Consider the following 18842-nt stretch of genomic DNA (forward strand, 5'->3'; position numbering starts at 1 on the left):
CCGGCCTCGGCTCAACCCTGGCCGCCCGTCAGGCTGTGGCTGAGGAAGAAATCGAGCATCGCGCGCGAGGCATCCGGCCCGTTCGGGTCCGTGTAGCTGCCCGCCGAGCTGCCGCCGCACCACGCGTGGCCCGCGCCCTGCACCGACCATGCCTCGACCTGAATGCGGCCGGCCTCGTCGGCGTAGCGGGTGCGGGTGTAGCTGTGACGGCCGTTGATCCCGCCCTCCTGGCGCGGCGTCAGAGCGTCGATGCCGGCCTGCGCCAGCACGGCGTCGGCGTTGCGGGGATGGACGGTGCCGTCGCCCTCGCCGTGGAAGACGATGGTCGGGACCCGCAGCTTCTGCGTCACCGCGCCGGCGCCGAAGCCGGCCGCACCTCCGGGCTCGGCCGCACCGGGCGCGCCGACCCGCATCGCCGAGAGCGCCGAGGACAGGTCGCGGGCGCAGCCTGCGGCGAGACCCGAATGCACGCCGAGGCCCGCGAACAGGTCGGGATAGGCCCGGGCGATGTTGGCCGCCGCCGCCCCGCCCGCCGAGAGCCCGGCGATGTAGATGCGGGAGCGATCGATCGAATGCTCGGCGCAGATCGCGCGGACGAGGCCCGCAACGATGCCGGCCTCCCCCATCTCCCGGCCCTGGTCGCCGGGCTCGAACCAGTTCCAGCACTTCTGCGCGTTGGCCCGGCTCGTCTGGCGGGGATAGGCGACGTAGACCCCCTCCTCCTCGGCGAGCGTGTTCATCCGCGTTCCCGCCGCGAAATCCTCCGGCGACTGGCTGCAGCCGTGCAGCATCACGAGCAGCGGGCGCGGTCCGCTCCGCGGGCTCGGAATGAACAACTTGTAGTCCCGCGCCCCGGCGGCGTTGGAGAAGCTGCGCTCGACGAACTGGCCGCCCTCCGACGCGACCCCGTCGGGTTCGGTCCCGTTGGGTCCGGGCGCCTGCTGGCCACCGCCCGTCAGCCCGTTCAGCGAGGGAACCAGCGAGCGCAGGCCCTGCATCACGTGGTCGATGTTCTCGCGAAGCCGTTCGGGGATCAGGGTCGCGTGATCCGTCGCCTGGGCCGCACCCACCTCCGGATCGAGCCGGGTCGCCGGCCCTTCGAGGCGCGGCGTCCCGTGCGGGGCGGGCGACGCATCGGTCGGCCGCGCACCCTCGGCGGAGAGGTTTGCACCACCGAGGCTGCGCTGGATGAGGGCGGTCGCCTCACCGAGCCGTCCGGCCTGGGTCAGGCGGGTGGCCTCGGCGATATCCGTGAAGAAGGCGTTGTGACGTTCGGTCATGCGGGTCTCGCTTTCCGGGTCGGCGACGGGCGCGCGCGAGCGCAGCGGGTCACGAGGGGGATTTTTTTGAGGATCAGGGCAGACGGTCGGCCAGCACCCGCTTCACGGCGGGGCTCGCCTGAAGGCTGCCGAGCACCTCGATCGAAGCGATCGCGGCGCTGGCGAGGTCGGCGGGAACGTCGTCGGCGATGACGGCGAGGCCGAGGACGCGGATGTCGAGCCGTGTCCCCGCCGCCTGCGCCGCTTCCAGTTCGGCCCGGCCGTAGCGGCGCAGGCCGACTTCGATCGGTTTGCGGGCCACCGATTGGCGGGTGATGTCGGCGTGCCGCTCGATCTGGTTGCGCACCGCCGTGCGGATGAAGTCGCTGCGGTTGGCGTAGACGCCTTCCGAAACGAGCAGATCGACATGCCCGAGATCGACGAAGCCGAGATTGACCGTGATTTTCTCATGGTCGCCGGGTTTGGCCCCGAACCGCACGGCGATCGGGGCATCCGGCCGTCTCTCCTGCACCACGTCCATCATCGCGCGACATCCCTGCGCCAGCCACAGGGATGGTATGGGAGGGCTTATGCTGCACTGCAAGATGAAGTTTTTTGCATTGCAGCAAGACGGGTGATGAGGTTGGAGAGGCGCCGCTTACGCCTCGTCGGCCGAACGACGGGCGCTTCGACGCCAAAGACCGCACGCGAAGAAAGACTTAACGGATCGTTTCCGCTGCGATCATGGGCTCACGGTTCCATGTATTCCCGCCAGACGGCGTTTGTTCCGAGGCTCTCGACAAAGCTGTCATGCCGCAAGCGCTCGCCTTCGGTGAGGCGGCTGCGTATCGGCCGCGGGCCGACCGGACCCGAATCAGTCAAGGCCCCGAGCGCCACGGTCTCGGCCGGCTCGGCGATGCTGAGCCCCAGGCTGGTCTGCTTGCCGCCGAGCAACTCGACATAGACCTCGGCCAGGATCTGCGCGTCGAGCAGCGCGCCGTGCTTGACGCGGCGGGTGGTGTCCACGCCGTAGCGGTTGCACAGGGCATCGAGGTTGTTGGCCGCGCCCGGATGCTTGCGGCGTGCGAGCAGCAGGGTATCGACCACGTCCTCCAGCGCGATGGCCTTCGGCGCGGCGGGCCCGAGCCGGGCGAACTCCATGTTGAGGAAGCCGACGTCGAAGGGCGCGTTGTGGATCACCAGCCGCGCATCGCCGCAGAATTCGAGGAAGGCATCGACCACCTCGGCGAAGACCGGCTTGTCGGCGAGCATCGCATCCGAGATGCCGTGCACCGCGAACGCCCCTTCGGACACCGCCCGCTGCGGGTTGATGAGCCGGTGGAAGGTCTCGCCGGTCTGGACGTGGTTGATGAGTTCGACGCAGCCGATCTCGATCAGCCGGTCGCCGTTTCGAGCCTCCGTGCCGGTGGTCTCGGTATCGAGGACGATCTCGCGCAGCATTTTTTCTGATCCGATGCAGGAGAACAACCTGCGCGCAGCTCGCCAAGGATGCGTTAACCGGCCGAGCCCTTCAGCGGGTTCGGCTGGTCAGTTCCTCGACGATCCGCCCCACCTCCGCTTCCGCGGGTTTGAACCCGCGGCTCGTGTCGATCACGTAGTCCGCCCGCGCGCGCTTCTCGGCATCCGGCATCTGCTTGGCGCGGATCGCCTCGAACGCGTCCTCGGTCATGCCGGGGCGGGCGAGCACGCGGGCGCGCTGCACCGGCGCCGGGGTGGTGACGACGAGGACGGCGTCGCAGCGGGCGTCGGCCCCGGTCTCGAACAGGAGCGGGATGTCGAGGACGACCAGCGGGGCACCGGCATTGCGGGCGAGGAAGGCCCGGCTCTCCTCCCGGACCAGCGGATGCACGATCGCTTCCAGCCGGGCGAGTTTTTCGGAATCCCCGAGCACCACCTTGCGCAGGGCCGGCCGATCGACGCCGCCCTCCGGTGTCAGGGTGCCCGGAAAGGCTTCGCCGATCGCCTGCGCCGCGGCGCCGCCCGGCCCGTAGAGGGCGTGGACCGCTGCGTCCGAATCGTGGACCGGGACGCCGCGGGCGGAAAACATCGCGGCGGTGGCCGACTTGCCCATGCCGATCGAGCCGGTGAGGCCGAGCACCACGGGCGGGCGGGGGTGTTCAGGAGCGCTCATTTCGCGACGAGATCCGCGACGATTTGTTGGCGCAGGGCCGGCGTCACCTCGGGCCGCAGGCCGAACCAGGCTGCGAAGCCGGGCACCGCCTGGTGCAGCAGCATGCCGAGCCCATCGACCGCCGCGAGCCCCCGCGCCCGCGCCGCGGCGAGCAGCGGCGTCTCCAGTGGCACGTAGACGATGTCGGCCACCGCCGCGCGGTCCGGGAGCGGGGTGAGGTTGAGTTCGAGCGGCGGGTGGCCTGCCATCCCGAGCGAAGTGGTGTTGACGAGAAGCCCGGTGTCGGAAAGCGCGTCCGGCACGGCCTCCCAGGCCAGCGCCTCGACGTGTTCGGGGTCGAGTTCGACGAGCGCCCGCGCCCGCTCGGGGCTGCGGTTGGCGACGCGGACCGAGAGCCCCCGCTCCACCAGCCCGACGACGATGGCCCGCGCCGCGCCGCCCGCGCCGAGCACGAGGGCGGACCCGCCGGTCCGCTCGGGCCAGCGCTCCCCAAGGCTGTGATCGAGATGGGCGATGAAGCCCGGCGCGTCGGTGTTGTCGCCGCGGACGCGGCCGCCCTCGACGATCAGCGTGTTCACGGCGCCGATTTTTTTGGCACGGGGCGTTAGAGAGTCCGCCAGCCGAAAGGCCGCCTCCTTGTGCGGGATGGTGACGTTGCCGCCGGCAAAGCCCGAGGCCGGAAGCCCGCGGATGAAGGCCTCGAACGCCTCCGGCGCCACGTCGATGCGCTCGTAGCTGCCATCCAACCCGTGCTCGGCGAGCCAGTGCCCGTGGATCATCGGCGAGCGGGAATGCCGGATCGGATGGCCGACGACGAAGGCCCTGGCTGTCATGGAAACCTGCTGGGAAAGTCGAGAGACATCACGCGACGCAGCTCGTCGGCAGCGTGCAGGCGGTCTGCCCCTCGATCTCGATCTGGATTGTGGTGTGACCGATCCCGAAGCGCGCCCGCAACGCGTCCGCCGTCTCCTTGAGGAAGAGCCGGTCGGGCGCCGCGTCGGCGATCACGAGATGGGCGGTGAGGGCGACTTCGGTGGTGCTCATCGGCCAGATGTGCAGGTCGTGCAGCCCGCGCACGCCGGGGCGGGCGGCGAGATAGGCGCGCACGGCCTCCGGATCGATGCCGGACGGCACCGCGGCGAGCGACATCGCCACGCTGTCGCGCAGGAGCCCCCAGGTCGCGGCGATGATGAGCGCGGCGATGGCGAGGCTCACCAGCGGGTCGATCCAATCGAAACCGGTGGCGAGGATGACGAGGCCCGCGAGCACCACGCCGGCCGAGACCGCCGCGTCGGCCAGCATGTGCAGGTAGGCGCCGCGGATGTTGATGTCGTCCTTGGAGCCCGAGGCGAACAGCCACGCGGTGAAGCCGTTGATGAGGATGCCGATGCCGGCCACCACCATCACCGTGGTGCCGGCGACCGGGGCCGGGTCGAGGAAGCGCTGCACCGCCTCGACGATGATGCCGCCGGTGGCGACCAGAAGTACCACCGCGTTGAACAAAGCGGCGAGGATCGAGGAGCCTCGCAGGCCGTAGGTGAAGCGCGCGGAGGGCGCCCGCTTCACCAGCACCGCGGCGATCCAGGCGGCGGCGAGGCCGAGCACGTCGGACAGGTTGTGGCCGGCATCGGCCACCAGCGCCATGGAATTCGAGAGCCAGCCATAGGCCGCCTCGACGCCGACGAAGCCGAGATTCAGCGCGATGCCGATGGCGAAGGCCGACCCGAAATTCTTCGGGGCGTGAACATGACCAAGCCCGCCATGAGCAAGCCCGCCGTGAGCATGTCCCCCATGATCATGATCGTGATCATGGGAATGCTCATGATCATGACCGGCATGATCGTGGTCTTTCCGGTGGCTCTGCCGATGATCCTGCCGGTGGTCGTCCATCGTCCCTCGCCGTGTCAGAACGCCAGCAGGCCCATGCCCCGCAGCCGCGCGAGAAGGGGCGTGAGCGGCAGGCCGAGAACCGTCGAATGGTCGCCGTCGACCCGCTCGAACAGGTGAATGCCGAGCCCCTCGAGCTGGTAGGCGCCGACCGAACTCGTGACCGCCGCGCCCGCGAGCCGCAGATAGGCGTCGATGGCGCCCGCATCGAGGGGGCGCAGTGTCAGCCGCGCAGTTTCGACGAAATCCTCCGCGCGGCCGCCGCGCCGGATCGCGACCGCCGAATGCAGCGCGTGGGTCCGGCCCTGGAGCCGGGCGAGATGGGCGTGCGCGGCCGCGAGGTCGGCGGGCTTGTGGAAGACTTGGCCCTCGCATTCGAGCACTTGGTCGGCGCCGATCACGACGCGGCCGGGATGGCGGGCCGCCACCTCCTCCGCCTTGGCCTGGGCGAGCCGCCGCGCCAACTCGACCGGGGCCAGGGCACCGCCCTCGGCCTCCAGGGCGCGCTCGTCGATCTGCGCGGGCGCCGTCTCCACCGGCAGGCCGGCCCCCGTCAGGAGATCGCGCCGGGTGGCGCTCGCCGAGGCGAGAAGGAGCGGTGCGGGGGCGAGCCAGAGGGGGGAAGCGTTCACGTCGAAAATGAATCCGTCAGCGCAGGCCGCGCCAGTCGAGCCAATCGAACAGGAAGTCGATATCCTCGGGCGCCACGGAGAAGAACCCCTCCTCCGAGCGTTCCGAGCCGATCACGTAGCCGCTGGCATGGCCCAGCGTGTGGTCGATCGAGCTTTGCAGGAAGCCGAGTTCGAGACCGTTGTCGCGCAGCGCCACCACGGTGGTGCCGGGGCCTGCGAACAGCGAGCCGTGCAGCCCCGAACCGTACTCGCCGATGATCGTGCCGGCGGAGCGGAACAGGGCGATCTGTTCGGGCACGCTCAGCCGCTCCGGCCGGACGGGGGTGAAGCCGCGGGCCACCGCCTGCGCCTCGAACGCCGCCCGCTCCGCGAGGGTGCGCCGGTTGAGCGTGCCGGCATTGTCCGAGCGGGAGATCAGGAGTTTTTCGCTCCCCTGTTTCTCGCGGCGGCGACCGAGACGCCAGCGGGGCGGCCAGCGGGAGCCAGGCGCCGCACGCTCGAGAAGGAAGCGGCGGGCCTGCCGCATCAGCGGCGAGGCGCGGCTGATGAAGCGGAGCGCCGTCGGCACGAGGAGCGAGCGGCAGACGACGAGATCGCGGCTGCGGTCGTAGACGACGAGCCGGTCCTCGCCGATGCTGAGGAGGCCGAGCCAGTCCCGTGCGAAACGCGGCGTGTCGGCGGGCAGGAGGTAGCGCAGCCGCGTGATGTCGTGACCGGCCCGGTCGAGCAGGAACAGCTTCGGCAGGAAATCGACCAACCAGTGGCCGTACATCTGGTGGCCCATGCCGGTCAGCAGCACCACCGGCTCCTCGACGGTGACGCGGCGCAGATCCGGCAGCCGCGCGGCGATGGCGCGGAAATGCCCCTCGAAGTTGACGGAGAAGATGTTGAGCTGGGCGGCGTACTGGAACACGCCGTCGAGGAGCACGACGCCCTCCTCGGTCACCTCCGCCCCCGGCAATTCGTAGAGGCTCGTCCCGAGCACGGTGGTCTGCTCGTGGTAGACGCGCAGCAGCTTGGGCGTCACCGCGCCGACTAGCAATTCGGGCGGGGGCGCCCAGTCCCGGTAGGACAGGCTGAGATCGGTGCAGCGCCCGCGCCCGGCCTGGACGGTCTCGCGCAGATCGGCCGCGGCGAGGCCGGCGTCTTCCATGTGCCGGAGCCTCAGGTCGCGATGAACTTGAGGCGGTGCTCGCGGTAGAGATCGAGGATCGCGGCGGCCGTCTCCTCGATCGAGCGGCGGGTCACGTCGATGGTCGGCCAGCGGTACTTGGCGCAGAGCCGGCGCGAGGCGGCGATCTCGTCGGAGACCGATTGCCGATCGACATAGGAGGAGTTGTCGTCGGCCTTCAGGCTGAGCAGGCGGTTCTGGCGGATCTGCACGATCCGCTCCGGGCTGGCGATCAGCCCGACGATCAGCGCCTTCTTGACCCGCTCGAAGCTCGGCGGCAGCGGCATCGAGGGGACCAGCGGCAGGTTCGCGGTCTTGAGCCCGCGATTGGCGAGATAGATCGAGGTCGGCGTCTTCGAGGTGCGGCTGACCCCGACCAGCACCACGTCGGCCTCGTCGAGATCGGCCGGCAGGTTGCCGTCGTCGTGGGCCAGGGTGAAGTTCATCGCGTCGATGCGCTTGAAGTACTCGGCGTTCAGCATGTGCTGGGCGCCCGGCCGCTCGGTCGAGGTCGCGCCGAGATAGGAGCGCAGAAGCGCGTGCACCGGCTGGAGCACGTTGAGCGTCGGCGAGCCGGTCTCGCGGCAGGCCTCCTCCAGGCGCTCGATCAGCTCGTGGCCGACCAGCGTATAGAGCACGAGGCCCGGCGCCGCCTTGATCTCGGAGATCACCCGTTCGAGCTGCGCGCCCGAGCGCACCAGCGGGTAGACGTGCTCGATCGCCGAGATGCCCTCGTACTGCACCGCGGCGGCGCGCCCGACATTGATCAGGGTCTCGCCGGTGGAGTCCGAGACGAGGTGGAGATGAAAGTAGCTGCGGCTCATCGTCGGCCCGTCTCTGCCGTGACGCTCGGTGCGAGGCGACACAGCCGCCCCGAGGGGATGCTTAGAGCATTTTCTCGGGCAAGCGCGATGCCGAATTGCCGTCGGCCGTGGGGACGTCGGCTCCTATGCGGCCGGACGGTCCGTTATCGCGGCGACCGGAGCGCGTCGCCGACCCTCGCGGATCATGCCGGGGCCCGACCCGCTCCGTCATCAAAGGACGAAGCCGAACCGCTCCGGCAGGGCGGCGCAGCGGCCGATTCCGTCGCCACCCCAGAAAATTTCGATTGTGTTATCAGCGCTTTAGCGTTCCGCCACCGCCACGCTGTCCCCAGGGCGGGTCCAGGGAGTCGATAAGTGGGGAAAACCAGGCCCGATCCGAGCGCGACGGCGGGTTGCCCCGAAATCCATCGACTCCGCCCTCAACACCTCGAGCTTGCGCACACGATGGAGTCGCCCGAATGGGAGAATCCGGGACCGAGGCAGCCATCAGGGCATACGGGCCCACGCAAGCCACTGCTGAGCTTGGCCTATCGTCGACATTAGATCCAATCCGTTAAGAGGGGATTAACGCCGTGGCCGTGGGGAGGGCCTGTGGACGCGCTTGCGGCATCACGATCCAACGTCCAAGAGAAAAAACAGAGATTCTAGAATCTCTCTTTCTTTGAATAGGGCCGGGGTGGGGATGGCGCGGTCGCGATCCCTCCGGTCTCCCCCGAACGGCAATCAGGCAGGATACGGGCTTCAGGCATGGCGGAGGCAAAGACGGCGGCAACGGTGGCGGAAAGGCCGGTGCTGCGGGTGCTGTCGGGAGAGGCGATCTCCCCGCCCCCGGCCTGGATGATGCGCCAAGCCGGCCGCTACCTGCCGGAATACCGGGCGACCCGAGCCGAGGCCGGATCCTTCCTCGATCTCTGCTACAACCCCGCCTTCGCCACCGAGGTGACGCTCCAGCCGATCCGCCGCTTCGGCTTCGAGGCGTCGATCCTGTTCTCCGACATCCTCGTCATCCCCCACGCGCTCGGCCAGGACGTGCGTTTCGTCGAGGGCGAGGGTCCGCGCCTCGATGCGCTCGAAGGCCGCGCCCAGTTCGAGCGCCTGCGCGAGGCCGGCGACCCGGCGATCTTTTCGCATCTGGCTCCGGTCTTCGAGGCCGTCGAGCGCATCCGCGGGGCGCTTCCCCACGAGACCACGCTGCTCGGCTTCTGCGGCGCGCCCTGGACCGTGGCGAGCTACATGATCGGCGGACGCGGCACGGTGGATCTCGCCCCGGCCCGGGCGCTGGCGGCGGCCGACCCCGCGCTGCTCGATGCGCTGCTCGACCGGCTCGTCGCCGTCCAGACCGAATATCTCGTGCGCCAGCTCCGTGCCGGCGCCGACGTGGTGCAGATCTTCGAATCCCATGCCGGTGTGCTGCCCGAGTCGAGCGACGGCGATGCCCTGAAGCGCTACTCGCTCGGGCCGATTACGCGGATGGTTCAGGGTGTCCGGGCGCAGGTGCCGGACGCGAAGATCATCGTCTTCGCCAAGGGATCGGGGCTGGAGGGCCATGCCCGCGTCGTGCCCGAGACCGGCGCGAGCGCCGTCGGTGTCGATTGGGGTGTCGATCTGGCCGCCCTGCGAGCCCGTGTGCCGGCCTCGACGGTCACCCAGGGCAACCTCCACCCCGAGACCCTGATCGAGGGCGGGCGGGCCCTGGACGCGGCCGTGGATGCCATCCTGGCAGCGACCGAGGGTCTGCCGCACATCTTCAACCTCGGCCACGGCATCACCCCGCAGACGCCGATCGCCCATGTCGAGCAGATGCTAGCCCGGCTCAGAGGCAGCCGGTGACGCGTATCCGCGTCGCGGCCTTGGCTCTGACGCGCCGGGACGAGACGGGCGAGGCGTTGCTGCTGGTGCGCAAGCGCGGCAGCCTCCGCTTCATGCTCCCGGGCGGCAAGTTCGAGGCGGATGAGTCCGATGCCGCCTGCCTTGCCCGCGAACTCCGGGAAGAACTCGCGCTCGCCTTCGACGCCCGCACGGCTGTGCGGCTCGGCCGGTTCGAGGCGGAGGCGGCCAACGAGCCCGGCCACATCGTCGAAGCGACCGTCTATCGGCAGGGCGCCGCTCGCGGCCTGAACCCTGTCTGCGGTGCGGAGATCGAGGAGATCCGCTGGCTCTCGCTCACCGGCGGAACGGACCCGGCCGCTTTGCCGCTCGCTCCACTTCTGACCGGACAATTCCTGGCGCTCTTAAGCGCCGCATCCCCCACACGGAGTGCCTCAGCCGGTGCTTGAGACCCTGTACCCCTGGATCAAGGCCTTCCACGTCATCGCGGTCATCTCTTGGATGGCGGCGATGCTCTACCTGCCGCGCCTGTTCGTCTATCACGCCGCCCTTCCCGCCGGCTCGCGGGTGCAGTCCGAAACCTTCAAGGTCATGGAGCGGCGCTTGCTCAAGGCGATCATGACCCCGGCCATGATCGTCACCTGGATCCTCGGCCTCTGGCTCGCGTGGCAGAGCGGCTACTACGCCGCACCCTGGCTCCAGGCGAAGTTCGCCCTCGTCGTCGCCATGAGCGGCGTGCACGGCTTCCTCTCCCGCACGGTCAAGGACTTCGCCGCCGACCGCAACACGCGCAGCCAGCGCTTCTACCGGGTCATCAACGAGGTGCCGACGCTGCTGATGATCGTCATCGTCATCCTCGCGATCGTGAAGCCCTGGAGCTGATTTTTTGCCCGGCTCCGGGCACCGGGGCGCGCACGAGCCGTTGGAAAGGCAAAGCGTGGCCGTTGCTCACGCGGGAGCCTGTCCGATGCGTACGCTGTTTCTCGCCCTCGCCCTGAGCCTCGCGGCAGCCTCCCCCGCGGCGGCGGCGAGCTTCGCCTGCGCCAAGGCCGAGACGCCGGACGAGAAGACGATCTGCGACACCCGCGCCCTCAACGACCTCGACGTCGAGATGGCGGTGCGCTTCGACATCCTCAAAGACCTGCTGCCGATGGGCAACCGCACCAAGATGCAGGACGATCAGGAGGCCTGGCTCAAGGACCGCCGCGCCTGCGGTGCCGATGTGGCCTGCCTCACCGCGGCCTATGAGGGCCGACTCAAGGTGCTGCGGGGCGTGCTGTCGGAGTTCGCCAAGCAGGGCGGGCAGTAGGGCGCTTTCCCAGCAAACCCCTCATCCTGAGGTGGCGCGTGTGCGCCCTCGAAGGATCCTCCAGAAATCGCGCGGGATCTGGAAGATCCTTCGAGGCTCCGCTTCGCTCCGCACCTCAGGATGAGGTCGCGGAGGGGGGAAGCCTATCTCACAGCCGCGCCAGCAGCCGCTCCGCCAGTGGGTTCTCCGCCGCGAAGGCGTAGTCGATCCGCCGCACGGTGACGGACCGCGCCCCGGCCTGCACCAGGGCGTCGGAGAGGTCGAACACCGCGTCCACGGGGCAGCGCATCACGATCTCGCCGTCGGCGCCGCGCGGGGCGCCGTAGGGCAGCTCGGCCTCGTGCAGGCCGGCGATCGTGGCCAGATCGATCTCGCCGGATTCGGGTAGCCCCGCGCGCACCTCGCGGCTGGTGCGGGCGCGCTCCTCCGCCGCGATGCGGCCGAGCACGGTGCGCAAAGCGGCCCGCGCCGTCTCGCCCCAGGGGGCTTTCAGCGAGGCGACGAGGTTGGCCTCCGAGCGCAGCATCACCCCGTCATCGAGGATCTTCAGCGCGTTGGCCGCGAGCGTGGTGCCGGTGGTGGTGATGTCGACGATGATCTCCGCCGAGCCCGCCGCCGGGGCGCCCTCGGTGGCGCCTAAGCTCTCGACGATGCGGTAATCGGCGATGCCGGCCTCGGCGAAGAAGCGGCGCGTCAGGTTCACGTATTTGGTGGCGATGCGCATCCGCCGGCCCTGGCGCAGGCGCATTTCGCTGGCGACCTCGTCGAGATCGCTCATGGCGCGCACGTCGATCCACGCCTGGGGCACCGCCACGACCACGCTGGCATGGCCGAAGCCGAGCGGCGTCAAGAGTTCGACGCTCGCGCCCGGATCGGGCAGCATCTCGCGGATCAGATCCTCGCCGGTCACGCCGAGATGGGCGGCGCCGCTCGCGAGCTGGCCGGCGATCTCGGAGGCCGAGAGGTAGCGCACCTCGACGCCGGGCAGGCCGGCGAGCGTGCCGCGATACTCACGCGCCCCCGCCTTCTGCACGAGCTTGAGCCCGGCGCGGGAGAAGAAGGCGCTGGCATTCTCCTGAAGCCGGCCCTTCGAGGGGACGGCGAGAACGAGGGGCGAATCGGTCACGCGACAACTCCTTCGCTTCCGCTCGTGTCGGCTTGGGCGCAGCGCGACAGCCAGAACGCGCAGCCCACCGCCGGCAGCGGCACTGGGCTGCCGAGCTGCTGCAGGAGCCCGTCGTAGCGCCCGCCGCCGACCAGGGTCGGGCCACCCTGGGGACCCGTCACCTCGAAGATGAAGCCGGTATAATAGTCGAGGTTACGCGCGAACCCGCCGTTGAACCGGAAGCGCTCGACCGGCAGACCCCGCGCCGCCATGAAGCCGGTGCGCTCCTCGAACAGGGCGAGCGCCGCCTCCAGCCCGTCATGGGTCAGACCCGCCTCGCGCGCCAGCGCCCGCACCGCGGCCACGGCCGCATCGGGATCACCGGAGATGGCGCAGTAGCGCTCGATTACTTCGCGGTTCGTCGCGTTGAGGCCGGCGCCGCCGTGCGCCTGCGCCGAGGCTTTGGCGAGGAAGCGCTCGGCGATGGCCCCGGCGCTGCGCCCGCCGACCTGCGAGATGCCGGCGATGGACAGCACGTCCTCCACGAAGGCGCGCACGGCACCCGCATCCTGGCCCTGGATCGCGGCCAGCAGGCCGGCATGGCGATCCTCGGCCTGCACGCTGTTGGCGACCTCGTCGAGGGAGCGCCCGGCGGCGATCGCCCGCAGGGTCCGGCGCTTGGCCACCGGCGGCACGTGGAGGGCATCGAGGAAGGCGTGGGTCAGGCCCATATCGCCGAGCCGCACGGTGACATCGGAGCGCCCAAGCAGGGCGAGCCCTTCGAGGGCGAGCCCCAGCACCTCGGCATCCGCCGCCGGGGTGTCGGTGCGCCCGATCGACTCGATGCCGCCCTGAACGAACTCGTCGGGCTCGCCCGCCACGAGGCGGAAGACCGGGCCGAGATAGCTGTAATCGGCGCTCTCGCCGGGCCGCGTCGCCTGATGCAGGCGGCAGACCGGAATGGTGAATTCCGGCCGCAGGCACAGTTCGGCCCCGTTCGCGTCCTGCGTCACGAAGATGCGCCGCCGGATATCCTCGCCCGACAATTCGAGGAACGGCTCCACCGGCTGCAGCACGGGGGGCGATGCGGGCACGTATCCGCAGGCGGAAAAATGCGCCGACAGCCGCACATGGCGCAACGCCTCCGCGCCGCTCGGGCCGCCTGCCTCCGGTCTCGTCATCGTCTCGGATCCAGCTTGATTTCGGCCCCCATAGCAATCGTGTCACCGGTTGGCGACCGTGCCGGGGTATTTCCGCGCGGATCGGACTGCGTAAGAGCCATAGAATGGGCAGGAAGGGGGGCCGGCTTTCCGCTGACCTCCTCGATTACCAGACCAGCCGCTCGATCACCGCGTCGGGCTTCACCTCCTGGCGCGACAGCCAATCGGCGATGTCGCCGAGGCTGTGGTGCTCGGCCGTGACGCCGAGTTCCTCCGCATGGATGCCGCGGGCCACCAGCACCGAGGGGATGCCGTAACCGGCCGCACCGGCGATGTCGGTGCGGATCGCATCGCCCACCGCCACCGTGCGGCGCACGTCCGGCGCAGGCATCCGATCGAGTTCCCCGGCCATGGCCAGCGCCGTCTCGTAGACCGGCCGATAGGGTTTGCCCGCATAGACGACCGCGCCGCCGATGGCCTCGTAAGCCTGGGCGATCAGGCCGGCGCAGGGGATCAGCTTCTTGTCGCGCTCGACCACGAGATCGGGGTTGGCGCAGATCATCGGTACCGTGCGCTCGCGGAACTCGGCCAGCGCCGCGCGGTAATCCTCCGCCGTCTCGGTATCATCGTCGAACAGACCGGTGCAGACGATGCGCTGCGCCTCTGCCGCCGGCACCAGGGTGAGGTCGAGCCCGTCGAAGACCGGCGCGTCGCGCTCCGGCCCCAAATGGTACACCCGCTCGCCCGGATGCTCGGCGATCAGCCGCCGGGTCAGATCGCCGGAGGTGAGGATCGCGTCGTAGGCCTCCCGCGGCACGCCGTAGCCGTCGAGGATTTTTTGCACGCCTTGCCACGGGCGGGGCGCGTTGGAGACCAGGATCACCCGGCGCGGACGCGGGCCGGGGAGCCCGCGGAAGCGGATCAGCGCCTCGCCGGCCGCGACATGGCCCCGCGTCCCGTCATGCAGCACGCCCCAGACATCGCACAGGATCAGGTCGTAGCGCTCGGCGACCTCTGCAAAGTGGCGCAGCGTCGGGACGGAAGGGTGAGTCATCGAAGGATCCGGTCGGGCGGTGTTGCGGGCTCTATACCCGTCTTCGCGTCTCACTGAAGACCGCCGGCCGGTTCCGCTCGCGCCCACCCTTCCCGCCGGGCGGAAAGGGTCGCAAAAAATCACCCCAGAAACCGCCCCACCAGCAGCCGGGCGAGATCCTGCGGCGGGTCGGGGGTGAGCACGGCGAGCTTGCGCGAGGTCGAGAGCGAGGCGAGCCCGTGCAGGGCGGCCCAGAGGGCGGCCACCGCCCGGCGGCGCTCGTCGGCGGGGGCGATCAGCGGCGCCAGCACCGTATCGACGAGCATGACCGGCTCGGCCAGGGCCGCGGCGTACCAGTCCGGAAACGGCTGGTCCGGCGCGACGAGATGCTCGAACAGCAGGCTCCAGACCCGCGGGTCGGCGGCGACGAAGACGAGATAGGCGTCGGCCAGCGCCAGCGCGTTGTCCCGCGCCGCCCGCTCCGGATCGATCACGGCGCTCAGCGCCGTGTGCAGCCGGGCCAGGGTACGGGCGTTGACCCGCAGGACCACCTGATCGAGGTCGCCCATCGCGTTGTAGATCGAGTTCGGCGCGTAGCCGATGGCCGCCGCCAGCCGCCGCATGCCGAGCGCACGATAGCCCTCGTTGCGCACGAGGCTCTCCGCTGCGCCCGCGACCAGAGCGATGAAGCCCTGCCGGTCGTGCTCACCCCGCGGCCCGCTGCCCCGTGCCTTGGGTGCCGAGTTTCTTGCGGAGTCTTTTGCCAAATCCGTCTCCGTGCCTGCTCGCCGCCGGTTCCCGTGCCGGTTCGCACGCCTCATCGGGGGTAGATTGCACGCCGTGCAATATCAAGCTTGCGGCCGGCTCGGGCTGCGTTCATTTTGAACACCGTGCAAAACACGGATTTGACGCCTACGCCGTCGGCAGGCAGTCATGCCCGGAGCCGGGAGAGACCACGATGTTCCGCACACTGATGACGACGCGACGCTTCGCGCCGCTGTTCTGGTGCCAATTCTTTTCAGCCTTCAACGACAATTTCCTCAAGAACGCGCTCGCTCTGCTGATCCTGTTCCAGGTGAGCGCGCGGGGCGAGAGTTCGGGCGGCGTGCTGGTGACGCTGGCCAGCGCCGTGTTCATCGGCCCGTTCTTCATCCTGTCGGGCCTCGGCGGGCAGATGGCCGACCGCTATGACAAGGCGGTGCTGGCCAAGCGGCTGAAATTCGCTGAGATTTTCGCGGCCCTGCTCTCGGTGCTCGGCTTTTGGCTGCACTCGGTGCCGCTGCTGTTCGCGGCCCTCGGCCTGTTCGGGATCATCGCGGCGCTGTTCGGGCCGATCAAGTACGGCATCCTGCCCGACCACCTGAAGCGCGAGGAACTGACCGCCGGCAACGCGCTCGTCGAGGCCGCGACCTTCCTCGCCATCCTGCTCGGCACCATCACGGCGGGTCTGGCCATGGCGATGGGCGGCCACGCGCTGGGCTTAAGCGCCGGGCTGATGGGCATGGCGGTCCTGTGCTGGCTCGCCGCGCGTATGATCCCGGCCACCGGCGAGGGCGCGCCCGACCTTCATGTCGACCGCAACGTCGCCCGCTCCACCGCCGAACTCCTGCGCGACCTGTGGTCCGACACGCGGCTGTGGCGCGGCTCGGTGATCGTGAGCTGGTTCTGGCTCGTCGGCGTGGTCATCCTCTCGCTGATGCCCGTGCTGGTGCGCCAGACCCTCAACGGCACCGAGATCGTCGCCACCACCCTGCTCGCCATCTTCTCCGTCGGCATCGCCGTCGGCTCCGGCCTCGCCTCGTGGCTCGCGAGCGGGCGCATCGTGCTGCTGCCGACGCCGGTCGGCGCGGTGCTGATGGGCCTGTTCGGGCTCGATCTCGCCTGGACGGTCTCGCAGGTGAGCCCCGCCGTCGGAGAGCCCGTCGGCGCCTGGGACTTCATCTCCGGCGGCTCGGGCCTGCGCATCGCCATCGACTTCTTCGGTCTCGCTGTCGCGGGCGGGCTCTACGTCGTGCCCTCGTTTGCCGCGGTGCAGGCCTGGACCGAGAAGGCCAAGCGCGCCCGCGTCATCGGCGCGGTCAACGTGCTGACGGCCGCCTTCATGGTCGCCGGCACCCTGGCGCTCGCGGTGCTTCAGGGCCTCGGCCTCTCCACGGCGCAGCTTCTCGGCCTCGTGGCCGTGCTGAACCTGATGGCCGGCGCGGTGATCCTCGTGACCCTGCCGACGAACCCCCTGCGCGACGCCCTCTCGATCCTGTTCCGCGCCTTCTACCGCCTGGAGGTGAAGGGCCTGGAGAACGTCGAGAAGGCGGGCCCGAACGCCATCGTCGCCCTCAACCACGTCTCCTTCCTCGACGCGCCGCTGGCGCTCTCGCTGCTCGACAAGGAACCGGTCTTCGCCATTGACCACGGCATCGCCCAGCGCTGGTGGGTGAAGCCGTTCCTCAAGGTGACGAAGGCGATGCCGCTCGACCCGACGCGGCCGCTTGCCACCCGCACGCTGATCAACGCGGTCAAGAGCGGCGAGACGCTGATCATCTTCCCCGAGGGCCGGCTCACCGTCACGGGCAGCCTGATGAAGGTCTATGACGGCGCGGGTCTCATCGCCGACAAGTCCGGCGCCATGGTCGTGCCGGTGAAGATCGACGGGCCGGAGCGCACCATCTTCTCGCGCCTGAAGCGCGATCAGGTCCGCCGGGCGTGGTGGCCGAAGGTGACGGTGACGATCATGCCGCCGGTCCGCCTCCACGTCGATCCCGAACTCAAGGGCAAGAACCGCCGTCGCGCTGCGGGCGCGGCGCTCTACGACATCATGTCGGATCTCGTGTTCGAGACCGCCGACATCGACCGCGGCGTCTTCGCCGCGCTCATCGAAGCGGGCCAGCTTCACGGCTGGCGGCGCACGGCGCTCGAAGACCCGGTCTCGGGCACGATGAGCTATGCCCGCCTCGTGATGGGCGCCAACATCCTGGGCCGAAAGCTTCAGGCGCTGCTGCCCGACGCGAAAAAACCGGTCGGGCTGATGCTGCCCAATGCCAATGGCGCAGCGGTGACGTTCTTCGCGCTGGCCAGTGCGGGCCGCGTGCCGGCGATGATCAACTTCTCCGCCGGCCCCGCCGCGGTGCTCTCGGCCTGCCGGGCAGCGCAGGTCGACACTCTCCTCACCTCGCGCGCCTTCATCGAGAAGGGGCGCCTCGGTGCCCTGATCGAGGGCATCCAGGGCAGCCTGCGCCTGATCTATCTCGAGGACGTGCGGGCGGGCGTCACCACCGGCGACAAGATCCGCGGATTCTTGGAGCCCCGCCGTCCGCTCGTCGCGCGGCACGGCCGCGATCCGGCCGCGATCCTGTTCACCTCGGGCAGCGAGGGCACGCCGAAGGGCGTGATGCTCGCCAACCGGGCGATGCTCGCCAACACCGCGCAGGTCGCCGCCCGCATCGATTTCGGGCCGCGTGACAAGGTGTTCAACGTGCTGCCGGTGTTCCACGCCTTCGGGCTGACGGCCGGCCTCGTGCTGCCGCTGATCTCGGGCGTGCCGGTCTACCTCTACCCCTCGCCGCTGCACTACCGGATCGTGCCCGAACTCATCTACGGCACCAACGCCACGGTCCTGTTCGGCACCGACACCTTCCTCACCGGCTACGCGAAGATGGCGCATTCCTACGACCTGCGCTCCCTGCGCTACGTCGTGGCCGGCGCCGAGCCGGTGAAGCAGGCGACCCGCAAGACCTGGGCGGAAAAGTTCGGCCTGCGCATCCTCGAGGGTTACGGCGTCACCGAATGCGGTCCGGTGCTCGCGCTCAACACGCCGATGTTCAACCGCTTCGGCACGGTCGGGCGCCTCCTGCCGGGGATCGAATCGCGGCTCGAGCCCGTGCCCGGCATCGACGAGGGCGGACGCCTCATGGTGCGCGGCCCCAACATCATGCTCGGTTACCTGCGGGCGGAAAACCCCGGCGTGCTCGAGCCGCCCGCGGACGGCTGGTACGACACCGGCGACATCGTCGCCTTCGACGCCGACGGCTTCGTGACGATCAAGGGCCGGGCCAAGCGCTTTGCCAAGATCGCGGGCGAGATGGTGTCGCTGGCCAGCGTCGAGGCCTTGGCCGCCGAACTCTGGCCCGACGCCCCGAGCGCGGTGGCCGCCGTGCCCGATGCCCGCAAGGGCGAGCGCCTGATCCTGTTCACGCAAGCCAAGGGCGCGACGCGGGCCGCCTACCAGACCCACGCCAAGAGCCGGGGCGCGGCCGACGTCGCAGTTCCCGCCGAGGTGGTCGTCTTGGAAGGCCTGCCGATGCTCGGCACCGGCAAGGTCGATCAGGTCGGCGTGACGAAGCTCGCGCGTGAGCGGGCCGCGACGGCGGAGGCGGCGTGAGGGTTGGGATTGGGAGGTGATCCCGTCTGATCCCTCATCCTGAGGTGCCGGCGCGGAGCATCGGCCTCGAAGGGTTATCCAGATCCCTGGAGGGTCCTTCGAGGGTGC

18 protein-coding genes are annotated in these 18842 nt (G+C 69.8%); 5 read left to right on the forward strand and 13 right to left on the reverse strand.

Annotation, left to right across the window (positions count from 1 at the left end; genetic code table 11):
* Positions 1-11 precede the first annotated feature (11 nt).
* The 9 genes from MSPGM_RS07275 to MSPGM_RS07315 form a co-directional block, all read right to left on the reverse strand.
* A complete protein-coding gene (locus MSPGM_RS07275) occupies positions 12-1280 on the reverse strand; it encodes an alpha/beta hydrolase family esterase (RefSeq protein ID WP_003597688.1) in 1269 nt (422 codons plus the stop codon).
* A 73-nt stretch (positions 1281-1353) separates the two neighbouring features.
* A complete protein-coding gene (locus tag MSPGM_RS07280) occupies positions 1354-1803 on the reverse strand; it encodes a CopG family transcriptional regulator (RefSeq protein WP_003597691.1) in 450 nt (149 codons plus the stop codon).
* A 206-nt stretch (positions 1804-2009) separates the two neighbouring features.
* Positions 2010-2720: a DNA polymerase III subunit epsilon gene (gene dnaQ / locus MSPGM_RS07285; RefSeq protein ID WP_003597693.1), complete on the reverse strand. Its 711-nt coding sequence runs from the start codon at positions 2718-2720 to the stop codon at positions 2010-2012.
* A gap of 70 nt (positions 2721-2790) precedes the next feature.
* Positions 2791-3411 (reverse strand): dephospho-CoA kinase, encoded by a 621-nt coding sequence (gene coaE / locus MSPGM_RS07290; protein WP_003597696.1) that lies wholly within the window; start codon positions 3409-3411, stop codon positions 2791-2793.
* A complete protein-coding gene (locus MSPGM_RS07295; RefSeq protein WP_003597698.1) occupies positions 3408-4244 on the reverse strand; it encodes a shikimate dehydrogenase in 837 nt (278 codons plus the stop codon). The genes coaE and MSPGM_RS07295 overlap by 4 nt, the downstream gene beginning before the upstream one ends.
* Before the next feature lie 28 nt (positions 4245-4272).
* Positions 4273-5301 carry a cation diffusion facilitator family transporter gene (locus tag MSPGM_RS07300; protein ID WP_003597700.1) on the reverse strand — a complete coding sequence of 343 codons (1029 nt, stop codon included), beginning with the start codon at positions 5299-5301 and terminating at the stop codon, positions 4273-4275.
* Between the two features lie 14 nt (positions 5302-5315).
* Positions 5316-5930: a Maf family protein gene (locus MSPGM_RS07305; protein WP_003597702.1), complete on the reverse strand. Its 615-nt coding sequence runs from the start codon at positions 5928-5930 to the stop codon at positions 5316-5318.
* Between the two features lie 16 nt (positions 5931-5946).
* The gene (locus MSPGM_RS07310) at positions 5947-7083 is read right to left on the reverse strand and encodes a glycosyltransferase family 61 protein (protein WP_261926239.1); all 1137 of its coding nucleotides are present in this window, start codon (positions 7081-7083) and stop codon (positions 5947-5949) included.
* Between the two features lie 11 nt (positions 7084-7094).
* Complete coding sequence (locus MSPGM_RS07315) at positions 7095-7925, reverse strand: pyruvate, water dikinase regulatory protein (protein WP_003597705.1); 831 nt, start codon at positions 7923-7925, stop codon at positions 7095-7097.
* Positions 7926-8672: 747 nt separating this feature from the next.
* Here MSPGM_RS07315 and hemE point away from each other — a divergent pair.
* The 4 genes from hemE (at position 8673) to MSPGM_RS07335 (ending at position 11061) form a co-directional block, all read left to right on the forward strand.
* Positions 8673-9755 (forward strand): uroporphyrinogen decarboxylase, encoded by a 1083-nt coding sequence (gene hemE / locus MSPGM_RS07320; protein WP_003597707.1) that lies wholly within the window; start codon positions 8673-8675, stop codon positions 9753-9755.
* Entirely contained in the window at positions 9752-10201 is a 450-nt protein-coding gene (locus MSPGM_RS07325; RefSeq protein ID WP_012752471.1) for an NUDIX hydrolase, read from the forward strand. Before hemE ends, MSPGM_RS07325 begins: the two co-directional genes overlap by 4 nt.
* Positions 10194-10634, forward strand: a complete 441-nt coding sequence (gene hemJ, locus MSPGM_RS07330) for a protoporphyrinogen oxidase HemJ (protein ID WP_003597711.1) — start codon at positions 10194-10196, stop codon at positions 10632-10634. Before MSPGM_RS07325 ends, hemJ begins: the two co-directional genes overlap by 8 nt.
* 85 nt (positions 10635-10719) lie before the next feature.
* Entirely contained in the window at positions 10720-11061 is a 342-nt protein-coding gene (locus MSPGM_RS07335; protein ID WP_003597713.1) for a lysozyme inhibitor LprI family protein, read from the forward strand.
* A gap of 148 nt (positions 11062-11209) precedes the next feature.
* Here the strand turns inward: MSPGM_RS07335 and hisG are convergent, their stop codons facing one another.
* The 4 genes from hisG to MSPGM_RS07355 all read right to left on the reverse strand — a co-directional run bounded on the left by hisG (position 11210) and on the right by MSPGM_RS07355 (position 15126).
* Complete coding sequence (gene hisG / locus MSPGM_RS07340; RefSeq protein WP_003597715.1) at positions 11210-12187, reverse strand: ATP phosphoribosyltransferase; 978 nt, start codon at positions 12185-12187, stop codon at positions 11210-11212.
* Positions 12184-13347, reverse strand: a complete 1164-nt coding sequence (locus MSPGM_RS07345) for an ATP phosphoribosyltransferase regulatory subunit (RefSeq protein WP_003597717.1) — start codon at positions 13345-13347, stop codon at positions 12184-12186. Before MSPGM_RS07345 ends, hisG begins: the two co-directional genes overlap by 4 nt.
* Before the next feature lie 145 nt (positions 13348-13492).
* On the reverse strand, positions 13493-14380 hold the full coding sequence (locus tag MSPGM_RS07350) for a TIGR01459 family HAD-type hydrolase (RefSeq protein ID WP_003597720.1): 888 nt from the start codon (positions 14378-14380) through the stop codon (positions 13493-13495).
* Between the two features lie 119 nt (positions 14381-14499).
* The gene (locus MSPGM_RS07355; RefSeq protein WP_003597721.1) at positions 14500-15126 is read right to left on the reverse strand and encodes a TetR/AcrR family transcriptional regulator; all 627 of its coding nucleotides are present in this window, start codon (positions 15124-15126) and stop codon (positions 14500-14502) included.
* Between the two features lie 191 nt (positions 15127-15317).
* On the opposite strand from MSPGM_RS07355, the gene MSPGM_RS07360 reads away from it, so the two are divergent.
* Positions 15318-18734: an acyl-[ACP]--phospholipid O-acyltransferase gene (locus MSPGM_RS07360; RefSeq protein WP_003597723.1), complete on the forward strand. Its 3417-nt coding sequence runs from the start codon at positions 15318-15320 to the stop codon at positions 18732-18734.
* The last annotated feature ends 108 nt before the right edge of the window (positions 18735-18842 follow it).

Source organism: Methylorubrum sp. GM97, from assembly GCF_024347855.1.
Classification (GTDB): Bacteria; Pseudomonadota; Alphaproteobacteria; order Rhizobiales; family Beijerinckiaceae; genus Methylobacterium; species Methylobacterium extorquens.